The sequence below is a fragment of the Neptunomonas japonica JAMM 1380 genome (assembly GCF_016592555.1).
GTDB classification, from domain to species: domain Bacteria; phylum Pseudomonadota; class Gammaproteobacteria; order Pseudomonadales; family Balneatricaceae; genus Neptunomonas; species Neptunomonas japonica_A.
This window is the reverse complement of sequence record NZ_AP014546.1, coordinates 202371-226810: the sequence shown is the minus strand read 5'-3', so window position 1 is coordinate 226810 and position 24440 is coordinate 202371. Positions and strand designations below refer to the sequence as shown.

Below are 24440 nucleotides of genomic sequence, written 5' to 3'. Positions count from 1 at the left end.
AATCTACACATGCCCATATTCATCATGATGCCCCAACCAACGGCGCACCACAGCTTCCATCACTACTGGCTGATCAGCTAGCTGCGTGGCAACCTGCTGCACACGACTCAGTAAATCAGAGTCACGCTGCAAGTCCGCAATACGAAACTGCATCATACCCGTTTGGCGAGTACCTAGAATTTCCCCTGGGCCACGTAGTTCCAAATCTTTCTCAGCAATACGAAATCCATCTGTCGTTTCTCGCACCACAGCCAAACGCTCACGCCCTTGTTTAGAAAGCGGCGCATGGTACATCAGAACACAGAAACTTTCGACTGAGCCACGCCCTACTCGTCCACGTAGCTGATGCAACTGTGACAATCCTAATCGCTCTGGGTTTTCAATAATCATAACGCTGGCGTTAGGCACATCCACGCCTACCTCAATCACCGTAGTGGCCACCAGCAAATCTAATTCGGCGGCTTTAAAACGCTGCATCACCTCAGATTTTTCTTTCGCCTTCATGCGCCCATGTACCAATGCAATCCGTAGCTCAGGCAATAGCTCTTGCAGCATAGTCTCTGCCACTTCAGCAGCTTGGCATTGTAACGCTTCAGACTCTTCTATTAACGTGCAAACCCAATACACTTGCCGGCCTTCAGCGCAGGCCGCTCGCACACGATCGACCACTTGATCACGGCGAGAATCAGCAATCACCACAGTATTAACTGGTGTTCTGCCCGGAGGCAGTTCATCAATAATCGAACAATCCAGATCAGCATAAGCACTCATGGTTAATGTACGCGGGATAGGCGTAGCTGTCATGATCAATTGATGCGGACTACGCTTCCCGTCCTGCCCCTTTTCCCGCAAGCTCAAACGCTGATGTACACCAAAACGATGCTGTTCATCGATAACTGCCAAGCCAAGGTTATAAAACCGCACCTCCTCTTGAAACAACGCATGCGTACCAATCACAATTTGTGCTGAGCCGTCAGCAATAGCAGCCAACTGGGTAACGCGCTGTTTACCTTTCACTTTACCGGCGAGCCAAGCGAGCTTGATACCCAGCGGCTCCATCCATTGTGAAAAATTAATAAAGTGCTGTTCTGCTAAAATCTCGGTGGGAGCCATAATGGCTGCTTGCAAACCATTCTCTACTGCTTGCAAGGCCGCTAACGCTGCCACCATGGTTTTACCCGAGCCAACATCACCCTGTACTAAACGCAACATAGGGATGCTTTTCTCAAGATCAGCAGAGACCTCTTGGCTAACGCGCTGCTGCGCATTGGTTAAACTAAAAGGCAACTGCGCTAAAAAAGGCTCTGTTAGTTGCTGCGAAGGAGGCAACACGGGTGCACCATGCTCTTGCACCTTATGACGTAATTGCAATAGTGTGAGATGGTGAGCCAGTAGTTCTTCAAACGCCAAACGACGCTGTGCAGGATGCAGCCCTTCTAATAATAAATGCTGGTCTGCATCAACCGGTGGAGCGTGCAGATAGATCAGCGAGTCTTTTAGCTCAGGTAAGCGCCATTGCCGCCTGACTGATTCGGGCAACAACTCCGATACACTGCCCGTCTCAAGCCATGCAAGCGACTGCTGCACCAAGGTACGTACCCTTGCTTGCTGCAACCCTTCGGTCATGGGGTAAATAGGCGTAAGGCTTTCCTCAACTGGCGTTAAGCCATCTGCAGCACTCGCGCGGTATTCAGGGTGGACCATCTCTAGTCCAGCAGGCCCGGGGCGCACTTCGCTAAAACAACGTAGCTCGTTGCCAACAGCTAAAGCATTTTTTTGAGCCGCTGAAAAATGGAAAAAACGCAGCGTGAGTGTGCCTGTGCCATCTTGTATTCGGCACAGCAGGCTTCGCCGGCGCCCCATTTGGATATCCGAAGCCAGAATTGTTCCTTGAATAACACACTCATCCCCTGGGCGCAGTGAGCCAATCGGAACAATACGGGTGCGGTCTTGGTAACGAGTTGGCAGATGAAACAACAAATCCTGAATCGTACTGATACCCAGCCGCTCAAGCTTCACAGACAAGGCAGCACCGACGCCTTTTAACGCCGTGACCGCGGGTGAGCCCGCACCATAACTCGATGAAACACTCACGTTATGATGCCGTCTCGGTAGGGATATTAACCTGGCAATTATTCACCGCATTCACCAATACATCAATCGCTTTAGAACGCGGAAAACTAGCTCGCCAGGCCACGGCAACACCACGGGTTGGCTGCGGTGTTTTAAAGGGCTTAGTGATCACCATATCCGACTGGTAATAGCCGTTAGTCGCTGATATTGGCAACACGCTAGAACCTAAGCCACTGGCCACCATCATCCGAATAGTTTCTAGAGAACTACCCTCGGTGACACCGTGCTGATTTTGAATCGCTTGCTGCAATGTAGGGCAAGACTCCAATACCTGATCCCGAAAGCAATGGCCTTCACCCAGGAGCAACAACTCAGTATTAGATAAGTTAGTCGCATCAATGGTCTTTTGATCACACCAAGGGTGCTGCTTAGGCAATAGCATTACAAAAGGCTCTTCATACAACATGCGTGTGACGACATCAGGCTCTTCAAAAGGCAGAGCAATAATGATGGCATCCAGCTCACCATTGCGTAACTTTTCACGTAAGCGCGCTGTGAAATTTTCTTCGATGTACAACGGCATATGTGGCGCGAGCTCTTGCACCTGAGGAACAAGATGAGGAAACAAGTAAGGCCCAATCGTATAAATAGCGCCGACACGCAATGGCGAGCGAAGCTGATCTTTACCTACCTGAGCTAAATCTTTTACCACATCAGCCTGCTGCAACACTTTCACGGCCTGTTCAACCACACTTTTACCGACATCCGTTACCCGTACTGCGTTTTTACTTCTTTCGAATAAGGCAACACCTAACTCTTCTTCCAATTTTTTAACTGCAATAGACAAAGTAGGCTGGCTGACAAAGCATTTTTCGGCGGCATGACCAAAATGCTGCTCTTTAGCAAGAGTGACGATATAACGTAGCTCTGTGAGCGTCATTGCTCATCTCCTCTGTTATGATGCAGCTTTTTAACAGGAGCTAACCCCATGAATAAACTGCGTATCCTTATTGCTGGCTGTGGCGACGTAGGAAGTGCTCTAGGTGTTACGCTAGCAACACAAGGCCATCACGTCTTCGGTTTACGACGTACTATAAACCAGCTTCCTGACTGCATTCACGCTATTTCTGCGGATCTCTCTGATAAAGATACACTATCAGACTTACCAAATGTTGATATCTTAATCTATTGCGCTGCAGCAACCAGCCGTAGCGAAAAGGCATACCAACAAGCGTATATAGACGGCTTCAACAATATCTACGATGCGCTACCGAAACAACCAAAACATCTATTCTTTACATCCAGCACCAGTGTATATGGCCAACACCAGCATGAATGGATCGACGAGCAATCGTCCACCGAGTCTGAGCAAGTATCCGGGCAAATAATGCGACAAGCAGAACGCGCTGTATTAGAAAAAGGTAATGCCACTGTGGTGCGCTTTAGCGGTATTTATGGGCCGGGCAGAAACCATCTAATTGACCGTGTAAAAGGCGGTAGCATTGCGCGAGAAGATTTGCACTACAGCAACCGAATTCACCGAGACGATTGCGCCGGCGTGCTTGCTCACCTAATCCAGCGCGTTAATGAAAATCAACCGGTAGATACGCTCTATTTGGCCAGCGACCTAAACCCAACACCCATTCGCGAGATCACCGTGTGGCTAGCAGAACAACTGAACATAGAAACAACACAAGCAGTAGAAATTAGACGTGGTGGTAGCAAACGCTGTAATAGCCAACGCTTACAAGCGTCAGGATATCAATTTTTGTATCCCGACTATAAAGCAGGGTTTGCACTCGCGCTAAACGAGCAATCTTAGAACACCTAACCGCTAGTAAACCTCAGATAACATCAGCCAATATCAAACAGGCTGATGCTTCTCTATAACGTACTTTTTATATATCCAGCCACTTATATATCCAACTTTATATGTCCAACACCAAGCGCTTACCTTTAGCACGCGATATACAAGGGCAGATCGAGGTTTGCTGCTCAGCAGGAGTCAACACTGAATCACGGTGTTCAAGCTCGCCTTCAAGCACTGTTACAGCACATGACTTACAAATACCTGCTTTACAGCTAAAGGGCGCATCGACACCGGCATCTAGCATGGCATCAAGAATACTCTGATCACGACCAACCTGAATCTGCACACCTGAACGACGCAACTCCACTTCAATCGGTTGAGCATTGGCAGCAGGTGCGGCAGAAAAACGCTCAAACCTTATGCGCTCTGGGTTTATCTGCAGAGCCTCTGCCTGCTTGACGACATCATCAATTAAGCGATGTGGGCCACACACATAAAAAACGGCATCCGCAGGCGAAGTACTGAGGAGATGAGCAACATCCATGTGCTCTGCATGTGTGGCGCGATACAAGCTGAGACGCTTAGTAAACTCTCGTGCTAAGCGGTCGCTAAAAGCCATTTCAGCTTCACCTCGACCCGCATAATGCAACTGCAATTCAGACCCTCTTACCTCTAATGCCTGAGCCATCGCTTTAATGGGCGTAATACCAATACCACCCGCAATTAACACGGCAGGACGCGTATCGGTATGTAATGAAAAATTATTCTGTGGAAGATCACAATTTAACTGCAAACCGATGTCAAAGTTCTCATGTACCGCCTCGGAGCCACCCGTACTCTGCGCTTCTTTCAATACGGCAATTTCATAGATGTCGCAGCGCGTAGGGTTAGAGCAGATAGAGTAATGCCGTTCTGATAACTCTGCGTTTTTAAGCCGTACTGGCACACGTAAATGTGAGCCGGCTTCTACTTTAGGTAATTCTGATCCATCAAGCGTCCGCAACTCATACGCTCGCACACGCGGGGTAAGCTGGCGCACACCCGATATCACTAACGACAACTCACCTTGGCCAAGCACTGAGAATGTATTTGCCTGCGTATGAGTTGCTTGTTCAACATTTTCTTCAACCTGCCCCGCTCTCTTGGCAGCTATTTCTGCATCCTTCGCCTCTAGCATCGCTTCCACCTCAGTTTCGGTGTATCGCGGCGTAATATGCTGCGGACAATTCCAATCAAATGCCTCAATATGAATCACAAAGCCCCGTTCTACACGTGCTCGGTAGTCATCCACCTCAAGTGCTGCTAACAGCTCTGTCTCTTCAAGCTCGACCAAGCGTACGCGCCCTAAAATTTTGAGACGACGACGATTTTTATAGTCCATAAGAAACAAAGATACGCGATCATCTTTACGAAGGTTACCCACAGTTACGTACTGTCGATTACCACTAAAATCAGCGAAGCCTATCGTTTGTGCATCAATAACCTTAATAAAACCAGCTGGCCCACCGCGATGCTGCACATAAGGCCAACCCGTTTCGCTCACACTTGCCATATAAAAACTATCACGCGCAGTGATAAAGTCTGCTTCATGCTGGCTGAGCAAGTTATTGTGATCTTCTCCTTCATCCATACTGGCATATCCTGCACGGCTACCCAGCTGCTGCTGTACATCCCGGACAGATTCAGTGAATGCGATCTCTGCAAATTTGTGTCCCATAACGTGAACCCTCCGAGGTTTATTTTTTAGTTAGCTATGTGAAACTTACAAAGCCAGCTGTAGATCTACCTTAGGAAAATCGATATCAACACGACTCGCTTTACCCAGAATATTGGTTAATGTGTTCATTCCCACATGCGTAATAATCTCTACAATATCAGATTCGCTATAACCCGCTGCACGTACCTCAAGCAATTCTGCTGTTGTGATATCTCCACTGTGCTCGGCTAATGCTTGCGCAAATTTAACAGCCGCGGCTGCTTTAGCATCTTCACTTGAACCAGCACGGTTAGCGTCAATCTCTGAATCAGATAATCCAACTTTACGCCCAATCGCCGTATGGGCAGAAACGCAATACTGACAAGCATTTTGCTGCGCAAGCGCTAACGCAATACGCTCTCGGGTTTGCTCATCCAAACTGCCCTCACCGGCAATACTGTGTAACCCCAAAAAAGCGCGTAGTGCCGAGGGTGAATTAGCAAAGATTTTAAGAAAATTAGGCACCATGCCTAATTGTGATTGGATAGCATCAAGCAGCTCTTGTTGTTCTGCGTTGGCATTATGGGTATCTATAACGTTAATACGGCTCATGTTACTTCTCCTGGAAATCTCATTAAGTGCTGAGTTCACAACGGCGTTGCTGTGATGACACTATGCAGAATTCCATTTAGAATAAGAATAACCAGAAAATACAATTCACAATTCCATTTATTGGAATTATGAAAGCCAACTACATCAGGAAATACTATGGACCGTTTTCACCTAATGAATGTTTTTGTTGCTGTTGCCGAAGAACAAGGCTTTGCAGCTGCAGCAAGACGGTTACGCATGTCTCCTCCGTCAGTTACCCGCGCCATCACTGCTTTGGAAGAGCACCTAAATGTTAAGTTGCTCAACCGTACAACACGCTATGTACGCACCAGTGATTCAGGACAACGCTACCTTGAAGATGCTCGACGGATATTGGCTGAAGTGGAATCTGCAGATGAAGCAGCGGCCGGAATCAACGCCGAACCTCAAGGCCACTTAGCTGTAACAGCGCCTGCTCTGTTTGGTCGACAATTTATCACGCCCGGCATTGTTGATTATTTACAACGCTATCCAAACACCGAAGTATCAGCCGTATTTATTGATCGGGTAGTCAACCTGCTTGAAGAAGGGTTAGATGTAGGCATACGCATTGGTGAGCTGTCAGATTCAAGCATGCGGGCATTAAGAGTAGGTTCGGTACGACGCATTATATGCGCCTCTCCTGAGTACTTGCAGCAGCATAAAATACCGCATAAGCCTGACGACCTATTAGAGCACTCGATCATTGCATCCAGTGCCATTGTAGGCTCAATTGATTGGCATTTAAACACGACAGACGGCAAACCTTTACGCATAAAACCAAGGCTTACCGTTAACACGAATGATGCAGCGCTAGAAGCTGCACTGGGAGGTTTTGGCATTACTCGGTTACTGTCGTACCAAGTCAGCCAGCAGATCGCTTCAGGGAAATTAGTCAGACTAATAGAAACATACGAGCCAGCCGCTTGGCCTGTGCATATAGTGCATCGCGAAGGCCGTTATGCCTCCGCAAAGATTCGCACATTTGTAGATTTAATGGCAGAACGCTTACGCGCCGATAGCTCATTAAACTAAGTTAACTCTACAAAGCTGATGCTTTATTTAACAAAGTTAAAAGCAATAAGCTTTCAAAGCAAAACCAAGAAGTCTTACTGAAAGTTATTTCTTTATAAGACTAATAATAAAGAGCAACAATGCAGCTCCTGCCGTTGCCGTCACGATTGACCCCACCATCCCACCTGCAGTAATGCCAAGCAAATTAAAAACAAAGCCCCCGACCACAGAACCGACAATACCAACAACAATATTACCCAGCAGTCCAAAGCCACCACCTTTCATTAACGTGCCAGCCAACCAGCCTGCAACGGCGCCAATGACTAAAAAAATGATGATACCCATATTCATACCTTTGTGTTGTTAAACAAATTTATTCAAGCAATACCCACGTAATAGGCTCTATAAATAAATCTACGCCCTTTGAACTGAATGAATTATGACTTCAAAGCCGGTAAATAGTCACACCATATAACACAGCACAACATAGCAACAGAAACAGCACACCTGGGCGCATCTTTTGGAGGACTCGTGGTAAGCACTTGGTATTAAATATATAAGCAGAGGTAAGTAGCATTAAACAACCAGAGACCAAGGCTGCACTCCCCCAAAACTCAGCAAAATGACGCATCGCATACCAGAACACATTCCAGCTTCCGGCAGCAAACACCACAAACGCCATTGTTTTTCTAAACCATGCCGGCAATTTCTGCACTGTGCGTAATACCGGTAACCGAGTCGCAAAGAGCAACCCTAGCATCATGCACCCCGTCATAATTGTTCCCATTGGAAGCACACGCTTCTCCTTTTCAAAAATACGAGCTCTGTAGCAAGACTGAAATTAGCCTGAGCCTATTGTAGAGTTAGAAATTAGTTCTTCAGTTCAATTTTTACCGCAAACCCATTCCTGTATACATATCTTATGGGCACCCTAAAAGCAGAATACCTTCTCGCCGTCATCTAAAGAGGGCTTAACATGCTAAAACCTCTAATAATTAAGCTTCTCAGATTCACCTGTATAACATCATCCTCAGTGGCTTTATGCTTAGCGGCTCTATCTTTTATGGCACTCCCAGCTCACGCTGATGCAGCTAGCACGGCAAATACTGAAGAGCTCGACTTATATGACATTGTACGCAACCCCGTTGTAGGTAACTATAAAGGCTATGCCGAATTTAAAATGGGGCACTACGATAACGCGCGCTCCATCTGGGAAGCACTTGAAAACAGAGGAAATGCACAAGCCAGTTTCAATTTAGGTATCTTGTATGAAGATGGGCTCGGCGTTGCGCAAAACAACCAACACGCTATAGAACACTATGAAAGAGCAGCAATAGCAGGCAGCAGTAAAGCACAATACCGCTTAGGGCTCCTTTACTCTGACGGTATAAAAACACCTAGGAATGATGCTAAAGCAGATAAGTGGCTCTGTGCGGCTGCCGCGCAAGGCGACGAGGATGCAGTAGCACTGCTTGAGCAACGTAACAACACAGTAAGAAGCCAGCGAGACAAAGACTTTTACCGCGCAGAAAGCCTGCAGGTTACTAGGCAATATGAAAAAGCTGCGATTATCTGGAAGCGCCTTAGCAATATGGGTGATACCCGCTCTCGCACGCGGCTCGCATGGATGCACGAAGCCGGCCAAGGTATGCCTCGCGACCTTAAAAAAGCAGCCATGCTCTTTCAACAATCAGCACAAGAAGGCGACGCCGAAGCACAATACGCACTCGCTGTAATGCTACACACAGGCAAAGGGCAAGCCAAAAACCTAGAAGCTGCACAAGAGTGGTTACAACGTGCTGCCACGCAGAATTACGGCCCCGCCAAAGAGGCACTTGCGCAAGAGTAATGCGCTTATTTAATCAACATACGCACTGCATTTCGTACACTGTGCCAACGGCTAACCAGTAAGGCACTAAAAATTAGGGCGCAGCCTCCTAACTGCATAGCGGTCATTGTCTCACCAAACCAAACGGCTGCTAGCATAGCCGTCCATACCGGCTCTAATGTCATGATCACCGCCGCATTACTTGCACTAGATAAGCTTTGCGCCCAAGTCTGCATAAAGAACCGCAAGCTGGTCGCAATAAAGATGCTGGCAAGCATCCACATCCAAATTGAGGCAGGCCAAGCAAACGTCCAGACCTCACTCAGCAATGAGACTGGTAATGCCACCAGTCCAACCACCACCAACTGAACTGCAGCTAAAGCAATAGGCGATGTTTTAGCAGCCGCCCGGCTATTCAAAACAAAGGTAAACGCGAACAAAACAGCAGCACACAAGAATGAGAGCTCACCCCAACCCATCATAAACTGACTATCCAGTGACAAGCTGGCAAGCCCAATAGCCGCCAGAGGGAGCGAGAACCACACGGCACGATTAGCTCGTTCACCAAACAAAGTAGCCACAATCGGCACGAAAACAGCGCCTAGACAGGTCAAGAACGCACCCACGCCTATATGATTCGCATGGTGCAGCCCTAAGATCCAAAAAATCATAGCCACACCAAATGACATACCTACCAAGACCGTGCGCAAGACGCCTCGCCTATCCAGTGCCCGCAATGCTTGCCAACCAAATAGGGACAACACCAGCCCGGCCACTAAAAACCGCAAACCAATAAACATCAGAGGCGGTATGCCAGAAAGCGCCTCTTTAGAGAATATCCACCCAGCCGCAGCAAGTAGCGTTACCATTACCAATAATAAGTCCGACTTAGCGGCATTTGATTGAATCACAGCATGGATCTCAAGAGATTACTTAGGCGCACATATCAAAAGCCCAAAAGCTCTTGTTATAAGCTTGCTGCGCTCACATGATTAAATACGGACAGTAGAGTTAAAAGCATCAAAAAAGCATCAAAAAAGCAGTATCCAGTATTAGCTTAATAGACTGGAAGAGACATCTTACTCGCATGAGCAAGAGATTACATTGCAATCACATATAATAAGCACAGCCATTAGACACGATACCCATCACGCTTATCGTGTCACCTTATTTCAAACAAATCGTTAATGGAAACCACTTTCAGCTATATATAATTTGTACAGAAAATCATACGAATGATGCTGTAGAATCCCCCCTTACAGCCCCAGCTAAATGCATTCATAAAAATAGGAAGCCCTATGAACTGGAATATCTACCTCTCTGGCGAAATACATACTGACTGGCGACAGCAGCTTATCGATGGCGCAAAAGCGCATAACTTGCCAGTAACCTTTAGCTCTGCAGTCACTAACCACGAAGCAAGTGATGCAGCAGGAGACTTACTCGGCGCTGAAGACAATAGCTTTTGGCGTGACCACAAATCATCAAAGGTTAATGGTATCCGCACCAAGAACCTTATAGCTAAATGTGACATTGCTATTATTCGTTTTGGAGATAAATACAAGCAGTGGAACGCAGCCTTTGATGCAGGCTACTGTGCGGCACTGGATAAGCCCTACATCACGCTACACGCTGATGACATTATACATCCTCTAAAAGAAGTGGATGCATCTGCTATGGCATGGGCAACAACACCTGCGCAAGTAGTTGAAATACTGAGATACGTTATTTTAGAAAAATAAGTGATTTAGCGAATAATTGCTTGTTACGGAGTGAACTTGCAACTCTCAAGAGAAAAGTGTTTTTCTTGGGAGTTAGCCGCTTAATAGGCCGAGATGATCTTTAGCACTCGCTTTTAACTATTGAAAAACTTATAAGCCAGATAGATTATCAGCCCAACAAAAAGCAGCTTAGCGACGCTAAAGTTACTTTCAGCCACCTCTATAGATTTACCTTTCGGCTTATGCGCATCAGCGTAGCTATCAATTAGCTCCTTGGCTTCTTTAAGGCCGATGCCACGTAATGACCGCAGCGCTTTGATTGCATCGATTTTTCTACCCGCATTTAACGCCGTTAACACTTCGGGTTCAAACTCAACATGTGGGCTCAATTTATAGTCCTTTATTAAAACCTTACGTCAGTAAGCTTACTGTTACTCAGAACATGTCACCTGTCGCCATGGTTTAACTCTCTACTGCTGGGTGACAGACGAATACATTCAGTATAGTCAATCTTTGCTCATAGACTAAACCGTAACACCATTATTATTCAAAACTGAACGAAACACCTTCACACATTGCTGTGCTGACAGTTCCAGCAAACCTCAAAAGAGGGGTCGTTTTTCTCATGGCAATTTTCACAAAGCCACTCAATAGCATTATTGCAACTGAGGGATGTTTCAATGATGTTGAGAGCTTGCTCATAATCTGAATCACTAAAGATCCAAACTTCAGGCCAAGCATCAAAGGCTGATGTCTCACCGACAGCCCCCTGTGCAAACTCATTCTTAAGAAACGTACCAATACCCTGTGCCTCAATAAGGTTTTTAGCATTGTTCACTAAGAACTGATTCTCGCTGGTATAAACCATCTTCATCACTGAAGCCCCATCACGCTAAAACTGAGACTACTTAATTTCTACTTCAATTAAGGTAATGTCAATTTCTGAAGGATTAATCACATTATGCTCAACCCCAGCATCACGGTAATAACACTCCCCTGCGGTTAGCTTAACGGGCTTCGCCCCTTCCCCTGAATCTATAAGCAACTCACAACTATGCATGGGCACAATCACATAGTCTCTCTCGTGGCGGTGCCAACGGGTTTCACTCCCTGCAGGAAAGTGCAGGTGATTAACACAAGTCCGTGGGTTATCAATTTGCTCTGTCATTACAAACGTTGGACGTTCAATCATTATTATTTCTCTTATTTGTTAATCGTTTATATCTGATCGGCTTTTATATTTTTCGTTTTACACGCTTCAAAGAATCTATTCGCATCACACTCTGAGGAATGTTTCTGTAACGAGGCCTGCTAGATCCAAATCTAACTATATAGGTGTCTACTAAATATGGGTAACTCTGAAAGCTAACGCCGCAGTAAAGAGCGAGCAACTTGTTGCGAGTCCAGCGCATGAAATGCGCGATTTTTGATGACCTTGTTATGTGCGAAACTGCTCACAACACTAATAATTATTTAACACTTCTGGAGAAACGAAAGGCACTGAAGGGTGAAGCCTTTCTTGTAGACATTCCCCCCATGAGCATACATTGACTGAAAATGACCATCTCAAAGATCTAAGGTTATCATAATGGGCGTTTGATCCTTGATTTGGTCGCCACAAAAACAACACTGAACCTTAGGTTTTAGTGCTTCAGAAACTGCGCTCTTCAATTCTTTAATCATCTACCTTTCTCAACACTCATAACAGTCTGTTTATGAGAAAAACCTTCCTCATAATAATTATTATCGAGCTCCCCTCTATTAAGTACATATGCCAAAAGTTAGTAGACATAAGGGTTTGATTTATAAAATAAAAAACAATGAGTCTTCCCCCATCATTTATTAAACTGGAAAATACACATATACGAGCGCTTAAAAAAGGACAGGGCTACACAAACCATAGATGATGCTAACATGACGCGTCCTTGGGCCACGTTATAAGTATTTCCCTATAGTGCATAACGTATACATAACATAGCTATTTCGATGCACTGTAGCAAGCGCTAGTAAAGAAGTGACAGCAAGAAGCTTGACCCGTTTGATCAGGGTATTAATAAAGATATGAATTAGATTTTAGAGCTTCACTAGGCCCATTACTCAAGGCGCATTGATAACGTGCTTCAAAGTGCGTTTTTAGGAACTCCATTAGCACTCTTACTCTATGCAACTGATGCCGCAATGGCGGGCATATCAGTGTGAGCTGTGTTTCTTCAGACCAGTCAGGTAACACCTCTACTAGCCTGCCATTTTTAAGATCCTCCTGTACATATACATCGGGCAGTCGAGTGACGCCTAACCCAGCCAGTGCCGCTTGGCGCATCACTCTTCCGCTGGAGACCTTAATAGCATCGTCAACATGAATCGTTACTCGCTCTGCTTTACAACTCAAGGCCCAATAATCAACGCTCCCGCAGATAAGTGGGACGTTTTTTAGGTCATTCGGCGTTTTAATTTGATGGTTATTACGTAAGAAATCAGGGCTAGCTACATAGCGGGTTATTACAGTATGTAACCTTTTTGAGATCAGGCTTGAGTCTGGTAACTCCCCCATGCGCATCACAAGATCATAGTGGCTAGCAATTAGGTCCACACGTATGCTGGAAAAATCTAAATCCACTTTAATCCCTGGATGCCGACGCTGAAAATCAATCACCAGCGGAGCCAGTAAGTCTTCACCCAAGGGGCCTCCCACCGCATTCATGCGGATCAAGCCTTTAAGCTCATGCGTAGATTGGCTCGCCCACTCAGCGGCTGAATCCAACTGCTGCATCGCCAGTTTGCAACGCTCATAGTAACCCTCACCAATCTCTGTTAAACGTAATTGCCGGGTCGTTCTATACAACAATTGCACACTCAACGCGGCTTCTAGCTCCGTTACTAGCTGGCTAAGGTTGGCTTTGGAAAAGCCCGACACCTCTGCCGCTGCTGTAAAACCACCGTGTTCTGCCACGCTAATAAAAGCACGGATACCTCGCCAAGATATATTGTTCATAAAAGCCTAACAATGTTTTTTAATTAACTGTATTTATCACATTAATGCCTATCCCTATCATGTGCAATATCCATTTACTTTAGTGCTTTAATGGCATTCAACATAAGAGATATCCACATGACTAAATCACTGGTAGTTATCACAGGCGCAAGTTCCGGTATTGGAGCCGCTATGGCACAACATTTTGCAGCGGCTGGCCATCCTTTGCTATTAGTTGCTCGCCGCGTTGAGAAGCTGCAAGCGCTTAAATTGCCAAATGCATTATGCCGCCAAGTAGACATGACAGATGCAGTTGCTTTTCAGGCTGCTGTAAAAGAAGCCGAAGCGGCTCACGGCCCGGTGGATTGCCTCATTAATAATGCCGGCCTTATGTTACTCGGCCAGATAGACACTCAGGACCCGATGGAATGGCAGCGAATGTACGACATTAACGTTCTTGCACTGCTTAACGCCATGCAAGCGGTGCTGGCAGATATGAAAATCAGAAATGCAGGCACTATCATTAATGTGAGCTCTATTGCTGGTAAGAAATCTTTCCCTAATCATGCCGCTTACGTAGGTACCAAGTTTGCCGTATCCGCCATTAGCGAAAACGTTCGTGAAGAGGTCGCAGACAGTAATGTACGTATTATGAGTATTTGCCCAGGTGCGGTAGAAACAGAACTACTAAGCCATACCACATCGCAGGAGATCATTGAGGGCTATGAAGACTGGAAAGAGTCGATGGGTGGTATATTAGCGGCCGATGATATCGCCCGTACCGCTGCCTTTATGTACGCACAACCACAAGGCGTTAACATTCGTGATGTGGTCATTACTGCTACTCGCCAGCAACCTTAAATTACAGCAATAAAAAACGGCCCATTGGCCGTTTTTTTTGAGTGTTACATTTTATTTTGCTCATGTGCTACTGATAAGAACTACTGTTTATCAACGCCCATCTGATCAACATTAGGCTTGTAATACTGATAGCGATTGAAACGGCTTTCCATGTAGCGGAAAAGCCCAATAACGACCGCTGCCATTATTAGATAAATAACTCCCGCCGCAGTAAACAACTCTACCGGTGTATAGGTACGTGCTTGTATCGTACGCGCCATACCAGTGAGATCCAACAAGGTAATAGTGGAAGCCAGCGCACTACTTTTGAGCATCAGCACAACTTCATTGCCGTATGCAGGTAAAGCAATACCGAATGCACGCGGAATAACGATACGTCGAGTTTTTAATAACCAGTTCATACCAAAAGCATCAGCGGCTTCCAGCTCACCATTAGGTATGGCCTGAATTGCACCGCGAAATAATTCAGCACTGTAAGCCGCTGTATTTAACGTAAAGGCGATAATGGCACACCAGTATGGCTCTTTCAGTATGGTCCATAGCGCCGACTCACGCACCGCCTCAAACTGAGAAGCGCCATAGTAAATCAGGAAGATTTGTATCAGCAGTGGCGTACCACGGAAGAAGTAAATAAAGCAGAACGGGAACAAACGTAACCACGGTTTTTTTGAAGCACGCATCAGTGCGATTGGCACCGCCAGCATAACGCCTATCACACCCGAAATAACAACGAGTTCTAAGGTTAACAGAGCACCATCCAACAGTTTTGGATAGTACTTAATGATAATATCCCAATTCATCCTTTGTACCTCGCTTGCGGAGTACAAGCTCGTTCCATCCAAAGTGTGCCAGCAGTAGCAATTGCCGTCAGTATTAGATAAATGCAAGCAGCCGCCAGATAAAATGTGAACGGTTCTTTTGTAGAGCTAATCGCTGTAGTCGCTTGACGAATAATATCTTGTAGACCCACAACCGATACTAGCGCGGTATCTTTTAGCAATACTTGGAATAAATTGCCTAACCCAGGCAGTGCTACACGCCAGACTTGCGGAAGAATAATACGAAAGAAGGTGTTGCTACGCGTCATACCTAACGCTTGGGCCGATTCCCATTGTCCCTGCGGAATCGATAAAATCGCCATACGAAACACCTCGGTTGCGTATGCACCAAAGGCGATAGACAATGCGGCCACACCGGCCATGAATGGGTTCACTTCGATGTATTCATCGTAACCAAACATGCTGGCAACAGCCATCACTAAGGCAGAACCACCAAAGTAGATAGCGAATACAATCAACAACTCAGGAATACCACGAATCAGCGTGGTATAAGCGGTCGCTATTGCGCGAAGCACTTTATATTCTGATAACTTGGCGGCTGCACCTAACAAGCCAAACACTAGGCCTAACGATAAACTGACTAATGCCAGCTTGACGGTGACCCATGTTCCAGCCAATAACAGGTGACCAAACCCATGCAGATCTATCACGTTATTATTCTCTTACAGCGGGACGTTAGTGAATTATCCATTATGAGTAATGCGCGAGCTGTCATCGCTCGCGCATTGATCCGATCAATAGATAGAGAACGGGAAGTATTTAGCATTGATGACAGCATAAGTGCCGTTATCAACAATTGCTTTTAACGCTTTGTTGAATTTCGCTTTCAGGTCATCCTGACCGTGACGAATGGCAATACCAATTTTATCCACAGATTCTGTTTTAATGGTTTCGCCTTTAAATTCAAACTTCTGACCTGCATCGGTATTTAACCAGTCATACGCAGGGAATTTATCAGAAACTAGGCCGTCTAAGCGGCCAGTCGCCATATCTAGATAAGCATTATCTTGCGTGTCATACAGCTTTACAGAAACGACATCGCCCAATACGTCTTCTAGGTACTGGCCTGCGATAGTGGCACGCTGAGCACCCAGTGTTTTACCTTTAAGAGAGGCTTTATCTGTTTTAAGCTCGGCACCTTTAGGGCCAACAAACGCCAATGCATTGGTGTAGTACGGGTCTGTAAAGTCAACCGCCTGCAAACGCTCTTCAGTAATGGACATAGAAGCAACAATCGCATCAAACTTACGGCCTTTAAGCGCAGGGATCATTCCATCCCAGTCTTGCTCAACGATTGTACAGTCAGCTTTCATTTCAGCACACAACGCTTTAGCAATTTCGACATCAAAGCCGATCAGCTCGCCTTGTTCATTTTTCATATTGAAAGGCGCATAAGCCCCTTCAGTAGCGATACGGATCTTATCACCTGCAAAAGCCTGGGTTGCGGCAAAAGCGCCAGCGACTAACGTAACAGCTGCAATAATTTTACGAACACTCATCAGGTTTCTCTCTATATTATAAAAATTATTATAGTGGGTCTCTTTTGTGTGGCGCCAAAATCAGTTGTGGCTGGACATAAAGTCACGTACACGTTGAGATTTCGGGTTTTCAAACACTTGCTCTGGTGGCCCTATCTCTTCTATCTGTCCTTGATGTAGAAATACGACCTGACTTGATACATCACGCGCAAAACGCATTTCATGCGTGACGATCAACATAGTTCGGCCCTCATCGGCCAACTCGCGCATAACGCTTAATACTTCGTTTACTAGTTCAGGATCCAATGCAGAAGTGGGCTCATCAAACAGTAACACCTGTGGGTCCATCGCCAACGCACGCGCTATCGCAACACGCTGCTGCTGGCCACCTGATAAATTGCCCGGGTAAGCATCTTTCTTTTCGTAAAGCCCTACTTTTTTCAGCAAGCCTTCGGCACGCTCAACAGCCTGCTCACGAGGTTGCTTTAAAACATTCATAGGTGCTTCGATGATGTTGCCAAGGATAGTTTTGTGAGGCCAGAGGTTAAAGCTTTGAAATACGAACCCGATACGCGAGCGCATATCTTCGAGTTGTTTGCGGTTTTCTGCTTCAAGGTCACCGGATTTGCCGGTCTTAAGCTTTAGTTCTTCACCACCAATGATCACTTGGCCTTTGGCGGGCTGTTCAAGCAAATTAATACAGCGAAGCAGTGTACTTTTGCCTGAGCCACTTGAACCGAGAATCGAAATGACATCCCCGTCGTTCGCCTTAAGTGAAACGCCCTTAAGTACTTCAAGACTTCCATAGGATTTATGTATATCGGTCAATTCGAGCGCGATCGAGGTATCAGACATAGTGTTTTCCATTATTGTGCGCATAGTTGATCAGTAAAAAGACCATAATACGCCATCTTATTTCTTATATGAAACATTTGACTTATAAGTCTATTTTCCTGATTTAGATTAAAAACGCAACGATTGCGCCTATTTCTGATGCTGAGATGTCTGAAAATACTAAAATAAGGTCGCCACAACGAAAAAGAGCGCCCAAAGGCGCCCTTAAAACGGTTTAATTTGCTTTAGCTGGCAAAATCTCTCAGTAATTGCTGCTGCGCACTAAAAGGTTCTACACCTTCGCCAGGTTTTAGCAGCGTATAGCTACCATCCGCTTTTAATTCCCAACTCTGAGTATTATCAGCTAAATAGTAGTCTAGTTCTTTCTTAACACGCTCACCTTGCTTGCCAGTGACGGGGAAACAGGTTTCCACACGGTTAAGCATGTTACGCTCCATCCAGTCTGCACTGGCACAGAGCACTTCTGGCTTGCCGTTATTCCCGAAGTAATAAACCCGTGTATGCTCCAAGAAGCGCCCAATAATAGAACGTACTGTTATGTTTTCCGATATACCCGGCAACCCAGGGCGTAAACGACACATACCACGGATAATCAGTTCAACCTTAACGCCTGCTTGTGATGCTTCATACAAAGCGCGAATCATCTTCGGCTCAGTTAAGCCGTTCACTTTAACGATGATATGCCCAGGCTTACCGCTAGAGGCAAGTTTTGTCTCATGCTGAATTAGCTCCAGCATTTTGGCATGTAGGGTAAATGGCGCGTTGTAGAGCTTTTTGAGACGCTGAATTTTACCCATCCCTGTTAATTGCTGAAACACCTTATGAACATCTTCGCCAATTTCATCATTCGAGGTAAGGTAACTGTAATCAGTGTATAAACGTGCAGTACCCGAGTGATAGTTACCTGTACCCAAGTGGCAGTAACGTACGAGTTTAGTACCTTCACGGCGTACAATCAGCATCGCTTTTGCATGCGTTTTATAGCCCACAACACCATACACCACCAAACAACCGGCTTCTTGCAGCCGGCTCGCCAGATGCAAGTTACTCTCTTCATCAAAACGCGCGCGCAGCTCAATAATCACGGTCACTTCTTTACCCGCACGCGCAGCTTCTACCAGCGCATTGACGATATCGGACTTATCACCCGTACGATATAGCGTCTGTTTTATCGCTATCACATCTGGGTCTTTGGCCGCTTTCATCAGCAGATCAACGACGGGTGTAAAGGACTGGAACGGATGCATTAACAGCTGATCACTCGTTTTTAACGCTTGAAATACATTAGGCTCTTTCTCTTTTTTCAGCTTGCCCGGTACACCCGGCGAGAAAGGCGGCCATTTAAGTTCTTGGCGTCCGGCTAAATCCCTAACTGTCATAAGACGTGTAAGGTTGACGGGACCATCGACTTTATAAACCTGTTCTTCATCTAGGTGGAATTCTATTTTCAAGAAGTCGATGAGTTCTTCTGGTGTGCGGTCATCAATTTCTAGTCGCACCGCATCGCCGTACTTTCTCGAATGTAACTCACCGCGTAAGGTTCGCGCTAAGTCATCCATCTCTTCAAAATCGAAGGTTAAATCGGCATTTCGAGTAATACGGAACTGATAACAACCCAGCACAGTCATGCCAGGGAACAACTCAGCCGCGCACTCATGAATAACAGATGACAAGAAAATCAAATTATCCCCAGCATCACATAACTCATCAGGCAAACGAATCAAGCGAGGAAGGGAGCGCGGTGCAGGTATAATCGCCAACCCAGTTTCACGGCCAAAGGCATCTTTGCCATCGAGCTGCACAATAAAGTTAAGGCTTTTATTAACGAGTTTAGGGAAAGGATGGGCAGGGTCCAAACCTATCGGACTAATAACCGGCACAACCTTCTCTTCAAAGAAGTTTTTAATCCAAACAAGCTGTTCAGGAGACCAATCACGGCGGCGTAAAAAGTGAATGCCGCTCTTTTCCATTTCAGGAAACATGATTTCATTAAGAATACGGTATTGGCGATCAACGTTAACTTGGCAAATTTCGCGGATCTTCTCAATTACCTTTTTCGGATGCATAGCATCCGGGCCCACTGTCTCACGCCCATATTTGAGCTGACGTAGTTGCTCCGCTACGCGGATCTCGAAAAATTCATCTAAGTTACTGGAGAAGATAAGCAAGAACATCAGGCGTTCAAGTAATGGATAACGATCATCCAATGCTTGCTCCAGTACCCTAACATTAAATTGCAACTGGCTAAGCTCGCGATTGATATAGAGTTCCGGCGCTTTAAGATCAACCGGCTCAACCTCAACAGGGTGATCTACCGTTGGTAAAATTTCGCGACTATCCACCAGTGCCTGCGCGGCCTGATTTTGCATCATTTCTTCACTCATCGTATATACCTGTTCATCAATCGCAGTGACCTGCTCAGTCATCTCTGTCTCCAGTATAGTGAGAGACCGACTATTCGTTCATTTGTTGGGCTGCTCGCTTCGCGAAGTAAGTCAAAATGCCATCAGCGCCAGCACGTTTAAATGCCAGTAACGATTCCATCATCACACTACGCTCATCCAACCAGCCGTTCTGGAAAGCAGCCATATGCATCGCATATTCGCCACTGACTTGGTAAACGAAGGTCGGTACTTTAAATTCATCTTTTACCCGGCGCACAATATCTAAATAAGGCATACCCGGTTTAACCATAACCATGTCTGCACCTTCTGCCAGGTCTAAGCCTACTTCGTGTAGCGCTTCGTCACTGTTGGCAGGGTCCATTTGGTAACTATTTTTATTGCTCTTACCTAAGTTGCCAGCAGAGCCAACGGCATCACGAAAAGGTCCGTAGTAAGCACTTGCATACTTTGCAGAGTACGCCATGATGCGAGTGTTCACATACCCACCTTCTTCTAAAATTTCACGGATACCACCTATCCGGCCATCCATCATGTCACTTGGAGCCACTACATCAGCTCCTGCTTCTGCGTGTGACAACGCCTGTTGAATAAGCGCCTCTACGGTGCGGTCATTCAGTACATAACCGGCATCATTAATGATGCCGTCTTGCCCATGCGTGGTGAATGGATCTAACGCCACATCGGTAATAATGCCTAAATCAGGGCAAGCATCTTTTATCGCTTTAACTGCTCTTTGAGCCAAGCCGTCTGGGTTGTAAGCTTCTTCTGCGAACTCTGACTTTGCAGAAAGTGGCGTCACAGGAAACAACGCCATTGCAGGCACACCCAGCGCGGAAACTTCTTTCGCCTCTTTAACGAGCAGGTCAATACTCATACGTTGCACACCCGGCATAGAAGCAACGCTTTCTGTGCTATTGCTCCCTTCAATTACGAATACTGGGTAGATAAGGTCATTCGGTGTCAGCTGATTTTCTCGCATCAAACGACGCGAAAAAGTATCTGCGCGCATGCGACGCATACGTGTTTCCGGAAAAAAGCGCTGGCTATCATTAAAGGCCACGGTTATATCCTTTTTATCTGAGTAAATTTACTAAATCTATATGACAAACTGATGACAAACGCCATGTTTCATCTAATTCTACGCTGCTTTTCGGCAACTTTTCATGGTTTTAATCTTAACGTATTCTGGATGAAAATGAATATGACAGGCATCAGTAGGTAGGTCTAATGCAAAAAACAGCCGGCAGCACCGCTGGCTGTATATACCTATTTTTTCAGGTATAACGCGCTTATTCTTTAAGTCTGACGTGAAGCAATAATACCAGGCATCGCTCGCAACACAGACTGCGCAATCAACGCAGCAATCAACGCCTTAACCAGATCTCCTGGGATGAATACTAGAATGGCTTTTGCTGCACCGGAAAAGTCTAACGACGTCATCGCCACCATACCTGGGATTCCAAATGCATACAGCACCAGAATACCGCCGACTATCGACGATATAAGCGCAGCTGCAAAAAGCTTAATGTTTTTAAGCTGCTGCATCATTAAGCCAGTGACCAGCGCGGCAAACGGGAAACCCACAATAAATCCAACGGTAGGCCCTGCAAACACTCCCAAGCCACCACGTCCACCAGCCAATAAAGGCGCGCCCAACGCAACCACCAAAATAAACAGTGCCACCGATAAGAAACCTCGTACGGGTCCCAGCATGATACCAGCTAACATTAAGCCAAGTGTTTGAGCCGTTAATGGAACGCCGCCCGCCACTGGGATATTAAATTTAGGTAACAGTCCAAGTGCGGCGATCACTGCTGCATAGAGTGCAATCTGCACGAGAGTTCTGTCTTTGTTCATACTTGTTTATCTCCTGACTTCTATGGGACGAACAGAGATTTTACTGCTGCCACCCCGTGCGGTTAATGCTTCGGCGACATGATCAGATAAGCGAATCGCCTGAATAATAAGCGGCACTATTAAGCGCCATTTTTGTTTTTTTCCTCCTCGGGCTTTCCACGCTTCATCCAGGTTGTTCATAACCAACACCAACACTGGAGCAAAACGCACCATTAATGCAACAGCCAACGCCAACGAACGGGGCGAAATACCAACCCATTGCAAAGGCAAAAATACTGGTTGCAAGGCAGCCATCATGTCAGTCATGCGGGTCGTTAGCGTTATCAAGTTAGCTAACAAGAACATAGTCACCAACCTCAGCACAGATACGCTGCCCTCGTAAGAAGAGCCTGCCCAAAAATGAAACAACATGATGACAGCCAAAAATGGCAACAGTGGTTTAAGCATACTTAGATGCTGCCAGCCACGGTCACCGAGTGTTCCGTATATCAATGCCGTCGCCAGCGTAAACGCAAGCATCAACTCAATTTGAGTAACCGGCAAAATCAACATGCTAGAGGCCGCTAGTAAACAGAGCTTAAAACCCGCTGGCAAGCAATGAAGCCAACTGCTGCGCGCTAAATAGAGAGTAATCATAAAGAAACTGAAAGATTATCAACGCTGGCGATATATGAACGTATCACTTCATCCGGCAAACCATCTGCTTTAATCTGGCCACCATCCACCCAAATAAGTCTGTCAAAATCATCGTAAACGCTAAAATCATGACTGATAAGGAGCACATGTGTATCTGTGTTATGGATAAGCGCAAGTAACAAGCGCCTTGTGGGTAAGTCGAGCGACGAAAACGGCTCATCTAATATCAGTAAACGAGGCTTCATAATCAACACAGACAGAATGCACACGCGCTGTTTCTGCCCCTCTGACAACTGGGTTACAGGTCGATCAGCCCATGACTCTATTCCCTGCTCGGCCAATAAAGCCAACGCCGAAGCTCTGGCTTTTTGCGTTGACTGGCCTAATTGCTCACAGCCAAATGCCAGCTCTTCTGCGACCGTTGGAAAGATCATTTGGTGATCGGGGTTCTGAAAAATAAACCCAACCAACGCAGGCATCAGCGCTGCTTGCTTCACCGTATCATAACCAAACACCGACACCCGCCCTTGCTCCGGTGTAATCAGTCCATTAAGTAAACGCACCAATGAGCTTTTACCTGAGCCATTATTGCCAATCAATCCGACACGCGTTTCATTCCAACTTAATGATAACTGCTGAAATAGAGGAGTATCAGCACGCTGAAGATCCACCTGCTCAATGCAGATGTTACCCGCAAGCGATGGATATAGTGGCGCTTCGTGAGTCAACGCGGGAGTTTTTTGTTTTCCTGAAAACCAAGACACGGTGATATTCGCTACAAGATTAAAAAAGGACCGAAAGTATAGCCGCACTTGTCGGGCATGAAAATGTAAACCGCCCATGATTTGAATGCTTATAAATCGACATATCACAATGTTATTCTCTAACGATAGACAAAAGATAACCAACAAACATAGAGAAGTAATCCATGAAAAAATTGCGGTTATTTTATCCGGCTGCGGAGTATTCGACGGATCAGAAATTTACGAATCTGTTTTAACCCTGCTACGGATTGAACAACAAGGAAGTGAATATCAATGCATGGCACCCGATATTGAACAACTTCATGTGATAAATCACCTCAATGGTGAAGTAGTTGAAGGTGAGTCACGTAATGTATTGGTTGAAGCCGCGCGCTTAGCTCGAGGGGACATTATTAATTTAGCTGAAGCAAACTCAGATGATTATGCGGGGTTGATTATTCCCGGCGGATTTGGTGCTGCCAAAAACCTGTCGGATTTCGCTGTTAATGGCGCACAGAGCACCATTAACAATCAGGTAAAACTGTTTGCTCAAGCAATGCATCATGCAGGCAAACCTGTTGGCCTTATCTGTATTGCTCCTACCATGACACCCTTAATCTTTGGCGAAGGGGCTACTTGCACCATTGGTACCGATACCGACATAGCCGGAACAATCGAAACGATGGGAGGCTCGCACCAAAGCTGTCCTGTTAGTGAAATAGTCATCGATCAGGAACGCAATATCATTAGCACTCCTGCTTATATGTTGGCGGGTTCCATTAGCGAAGCGGCCAGCGGTATTAATAAGCTAGTGGATGAAGTACTGCAGCGAGCTTAAACACCCTAAGTATTCGTTGGCCATATGAGATTCCAATCCATAAAAACGAATCGTTTAAAATTTTTTAGTGAGTACTAAGTTTGGTTTTCGCTAAAATGAGACTATTTTTTAAATAAGGCTTAAAACGTGTACTTCATCAACCCTTTAGAGAACCAAGTGCAGGATGCCATATACTTTTCTTCTGA

The 24440-nt window shown here is 45.9% G+C and carries 26 protein-coding genes; 6 read left to right on the top strand and 20 right to left on the bottom strand.

Annotated features, from left to right (window positions below; translation table 11 throughout):
- Positions 1 to 3 precede the first annotated feature (3 nt).
- Together recG and NEJAP_RS00995 are read right to left on the bottom strand one after the other, a co-directional pair.
- Positions 4 to 2094, bottom strand: coding sequence for an ATP-dependent DNA helicase RecG (gene recG / locus NEJAP_RS01000; protein ID WP_201348885.1), 2091 nt, complete (start codon positions 2092 to 2094; stop codon positions 4 to 6).
- Between the two features lies 1 nt (position 2095).
- On the bottom strand, positions 2096 to 3013 hold the full coding sequence (locus NEJAP_RS00995; protein WP_201348884.1) for a hydrogen peroxide-inducible genes activator: 918 nt from the start codon (positions 3011 to 3013) through the stop codon (positions 2096 to 2098).
- A gap of 48 nt (positions 3014 to 3061) precedes the next feature.
- Between NEJAP_RS00995 and NEJAP_RS00990 the strand changes: the two genes are divergently transcribed.
- On the top strand, positions 3062 to 3895 hold the full coding sequence (locus NEJAP_RS00990) for an SDR family oxidoreductase (protein ID WP_201348883.1): 834 nt from the start codon (positions 3062 to 3064) through the stop codon (positions 3893 to 3895).
- A gap of 106 nt (positions 3896 to 4001) precedes the next feature.
- Here NEJAP_RS00990 and NEJAP_RS00985 read toward each other — a convergent pair whose 3' ends face one another.
- Both NEJAP_RS00985 and NEJAP_RS00980 read right to left on the bottom strand, forming a co-directional pair.
- Positions 4002 to 5600, bottom strand: a complete 1599-nt coding sequence (locus NEJAP_RS00985) for a pyridoxamine 5'-phosphate oxidase family protein (protein ID WP_201348882.1) — start codon at positions 5598 to 5600, stop codon at positions 4002 to 4004.
- Positions 5601 to 5645: 45 nt separating this feature from the next.
- Entirely contained in the window at positions 5646 to 6191 is a 546-nt protein-coding gene (locus tag NEJAP_RS00980) for a carboxymuconolactone decarboxylase family protein (protein WP_201348881.1), read from the bottom strand.
- 156 nt (positions 6192 to 6347) lie between these two features.
- Here NEJAP_RS00980 and NEJAP_RS00975 point away from each other — a divergent pair, with 156 nt between their 5' ends.
- Positions 6348 to 7244 (top strand): LysR family transcriptional regulator, encoded by an 897-nt coding sequence (locus tag NEJAP_RS00975; RefSeq protein ID WP_201348880.1) that lies wholly within the window; start codon positions 6348 to 6350, stop codon positions 7242 to 7244.
- A gap of 84 nt (positions 7245 to 7328) precedes the next feature.
- Here the strand turns inward: NEJAP_RS00975 and NEJAP_RS00970 are convergent, their stop codons facing one another.
- A complete protein-coding gene (locus NEJAP_RS00970) occupies positions 7329 to 7568 on the bottom strand; it encodes a GlsB/YeaQ/YmgE family stress response membrane protein (RefSeq protein ID WP_201348879.1) in 240 nt (79 codons plus the stop codon).
- 100 nt (positions 7569 to 7668) lie between these two features.
- Positions 7669 to 8010: a hypothetical protein gene (locus NEJAP_RS00965; RefSeq protein WP_236591014.1), complete on the bottom strand. Its 342-nt coding sequence runs from the start codon at positions 8008 to 8010 to the stop codon at positions 7669 to 7671.
- A gap of 276 nt (positions 8011 to 8286) precedes the next feature.
- Between NEJAP_RS00965 and NEJAP_RS00960 the strand changes: the two genes are divergently transcribed.
- Positions 8287 to 9072 (top strand): tetratricopeptide repeat protein, encoded by a 786-nt coding sequence (locus NEJAP_RS00960; RefSeq protein ID WP_201348877.1) that lies wholly within the window; start codon positions 8287 to 8289, stop codon positions 9070 to 9072.
- A gap of 5 nt (positions 9073 to 9077) precedes the next feature.
- Here the strand turns inward: NEJAP_RS00960 and NEJAP_RS00955 are convergent, their stop codons facing one another.
- Positions 9078 to 9962, bottom strand: coding sequence for a DMT family transporter (locus NEJAP_RS00955; RefSeq protein WP_201348876.1), 885 nt, complete (start codon positions 9960 to 9962; stop codon positions 9078 to 9080).
- Between the two features lie 387 nt (positions 9963 to 10349).
- Between NEJAP_RS00955 and NEJAP_RS00950 the strand changes: the two genes are divergently transcribed.
- Positions 10350 to 10793 carry a YtoQ family protein gene (locus NEJAP_RS00950; protein WP_201348875.1) on the top strand — a complete coding sequence of 148 codons (444 nt, stop codon included), beginning with the start codon at positions 10350 to 10352 and terminating at the stop codon, positions 10791 to 10793.
- A 113-nt stretch (positions 10794 to 10906) separates the two neighbouring features.
- Here NEJAP_RS00950 and NEJAP_RS00945 read toward each other — a convergent pair whose 3' ends face one another.
- From NEJAP_RS00945 to NEJAP_RS00930, 4 genes are all read right to left on the bottom strand, one after another.
- Positions 10907 to 11161 (bottom strand): ribosomal protein L7/L12, encoded by a 255-nt coding sequence (locus NEJAP_RS00945; protein WP_201348874.1) that lies wholly within the window; start codon positions 11159 to 11161, stop codon positions 10907 to 10909.
- Between the two features lie 179 nt (positions 11162 to 11340).
- The gene (locus NEJAP_RS00940) at positions 11341 to 11646 is read right to left on the bottom strand and encodes a DUF2007 domain-containing protein (protein WP_201348873.1); all 306 of its coding nucleotides are present in this window, start codon (positions 11644 to 11646) and stop codon (positions 11341 to 11343) included.
- A 30-nt stretch (positions 11647 to 11676) separates the two neighbouring features.
- A complete protein-coding gene (locus NEJAP_RS00935) occupies positions 11677 to 11964 on the bottom strand; it encodes a cupin domain-containing protein (protein WP_201348872.1) in 288 nt (95 codons plus the stop codon).
- A gap of 858 nt (positions 11965 to 12822) precedes the next feature.
- Entirely contained in the window at positions 12823 to 13764 is a 942-nt protein-coding gene (locus tag NEJAP_RS00930) for a LysR family transcriptional regulator (protein WP_201348871.1), read from the bottom strand.
- A 117-nt stretch (positions 13765 to 13881) separates the two neighbouring features.
- On the opposite strand from NEJAP_RS00930, the gene NEJAP_RS00925 reads away from it, so the two are divergent.
- Positions 13882 to 14604 carry an SDR family oxidoreductase gene (locus NEJAP_RS00925; protein WP_201348870.1) on the top strand — a complete coding sequence of 241 codons (723 nt, stop codon included), beginning with the start codon at positions 13882 to 13884 and terminating at the stop codon, positions 14602 to 14604.
- Between the two features lie 80 nt (positions 14605 to 14684).
- On the opposite strand, the gene NEJAP_RS00920 is transcribed toward NEJAP_RS00925, so the two are convergent.
- The 9 genes from NEJAP_RS00920 to NEJAP_RS00880 form a co-directional block, all read right to left on the bottom strand.
- The gene (locus NEJAP_RS00920) at positions 14685 to 15404 is read right to left on the bottom strand and encodes an ABC transporter permease (protein WP_201348869.1); all 720 of its coding nucleotides are present in this window, start codon (positions 15402 to 15404) and stop codon (positions 14685 to 14687) included.
- Positions 15401 to 16093, bottom strand: a complete 693-nt coding sequence (locus tag NEJAP_RS00915) for an ABC transporter permease (RefSeq protein WP_201348868.1) — start codon at positions 16091 to 16093, stop codon at positions 15401 to 15403. The genes NEJAP_RS00920 and NEJAP_RS00915 overlap by 4 nt, the downstream gene beginning before the upstream one ends.
- Positions 16094 to 16177: 84 nt before the next feature.
- Positions 16178 to 16942, bottom strand: coding sequence for an ABC transporter substrate-binding protein (locus tag NEJAP_RS00910; protein WP_156905140.1), 765 nt, complete (start codon positions 16940 to 16942; stop codon positions 16178 to 16180).
- A 60-nt stretch (positions 16943 to 17002) separates the two neighbouring features.
- Positions 17003 to 17776: an ABC transporter ATP-binding protein gene (locus tag NEJAP_RS00905; protein WP_201348867.1), complete on the bottom strand. Its 774-nt coding sequence runs from the start codon at positions 17774 to 17776 to the stop codon at positions 17003 to 17005.
- Positions 17777 to 18000: 224 nt separating this feature from the next.
- Positions 18001 to 20202, bottom strand: a complete 2202-nt coding sequence (gene ppk1, locus NEJAP_RS00900; protein WP_419197838.1) for a polyphosphate kinase 1 — start codon at positions 20200 to 20202, stop codon at positions 18001 to 18003.
- Between the two features lie 28 nt (positions 20203 to 20230).
- A complete protein-coding gene (hemB, locus tag NEJAP_RS00895; RefSeq protein WP_201348866.1) occupies positions 20231 to 21241 on the bottom strand; it encodes a porphobilinogen synthase in 1011 nt (336 codons plus the stop codon).
- 236 nt (positions 21242 to 21477) lie between these two features.
- Positions 21478 to 22038 (bottom strand): biotin transporter BioY, encoded by a 561-nt coding sequence (locus tag NEJAP_RS00890; RefSeq protein WP_201348865.1) that lies wholly within the window; start codon positions 22036 to 22038, stop codon positions 21478 to 21480.
- Positions 22039 to 22044: 6 nt separating this feature from the next.
- Positions 22045 to 22674, bottom strand: coding sequence for an energy-coupling factor transporter transmembrane component T family protein (locus NEJAP_RS00885; protein WP_201348864.1), 630 nt, complete (start codon positions 22672 to 22674; stop codon positions 22045 to 22047).
- Positions 22671 to 23438, bottom strand: a complete 768-nt coding sequence (locus NEJAP_RS00880; protein ID WP_201348863.1) for an energy-coupling factor ABC transporter ATP-binding protein — start codon at positions 23436 to 23438, stop codon at positions 22671 to 22673. The genes NEJAP_RS00885 and NEJAP_RS00880 overlap by 4 nt, the downstream gene beginning before the upstream one ends.
- A gap of 109 nt (positions 23439 to 23547) precedes the next feature.
- On the opposite strand from NEJAP_RS00880, the gene elbB reads away from it, so the two are divergent.
- Positions 23548 to 24255 carry an isoprenoid biosynthesis glyoxalase ElbB gene (gene elbB, locus NEJAP_RS00875; RefSeq protein WP_201348862.1) on the top strand — a complete coding sequence of 236 codons (708 nt, stop codon included), beginning with the start codon at positions 23548 to 23550 and terminating at the stop codon, positions 24253 to 24255.
- Positions 24256 to 24440: the final 185 nt, after the last annotated feature.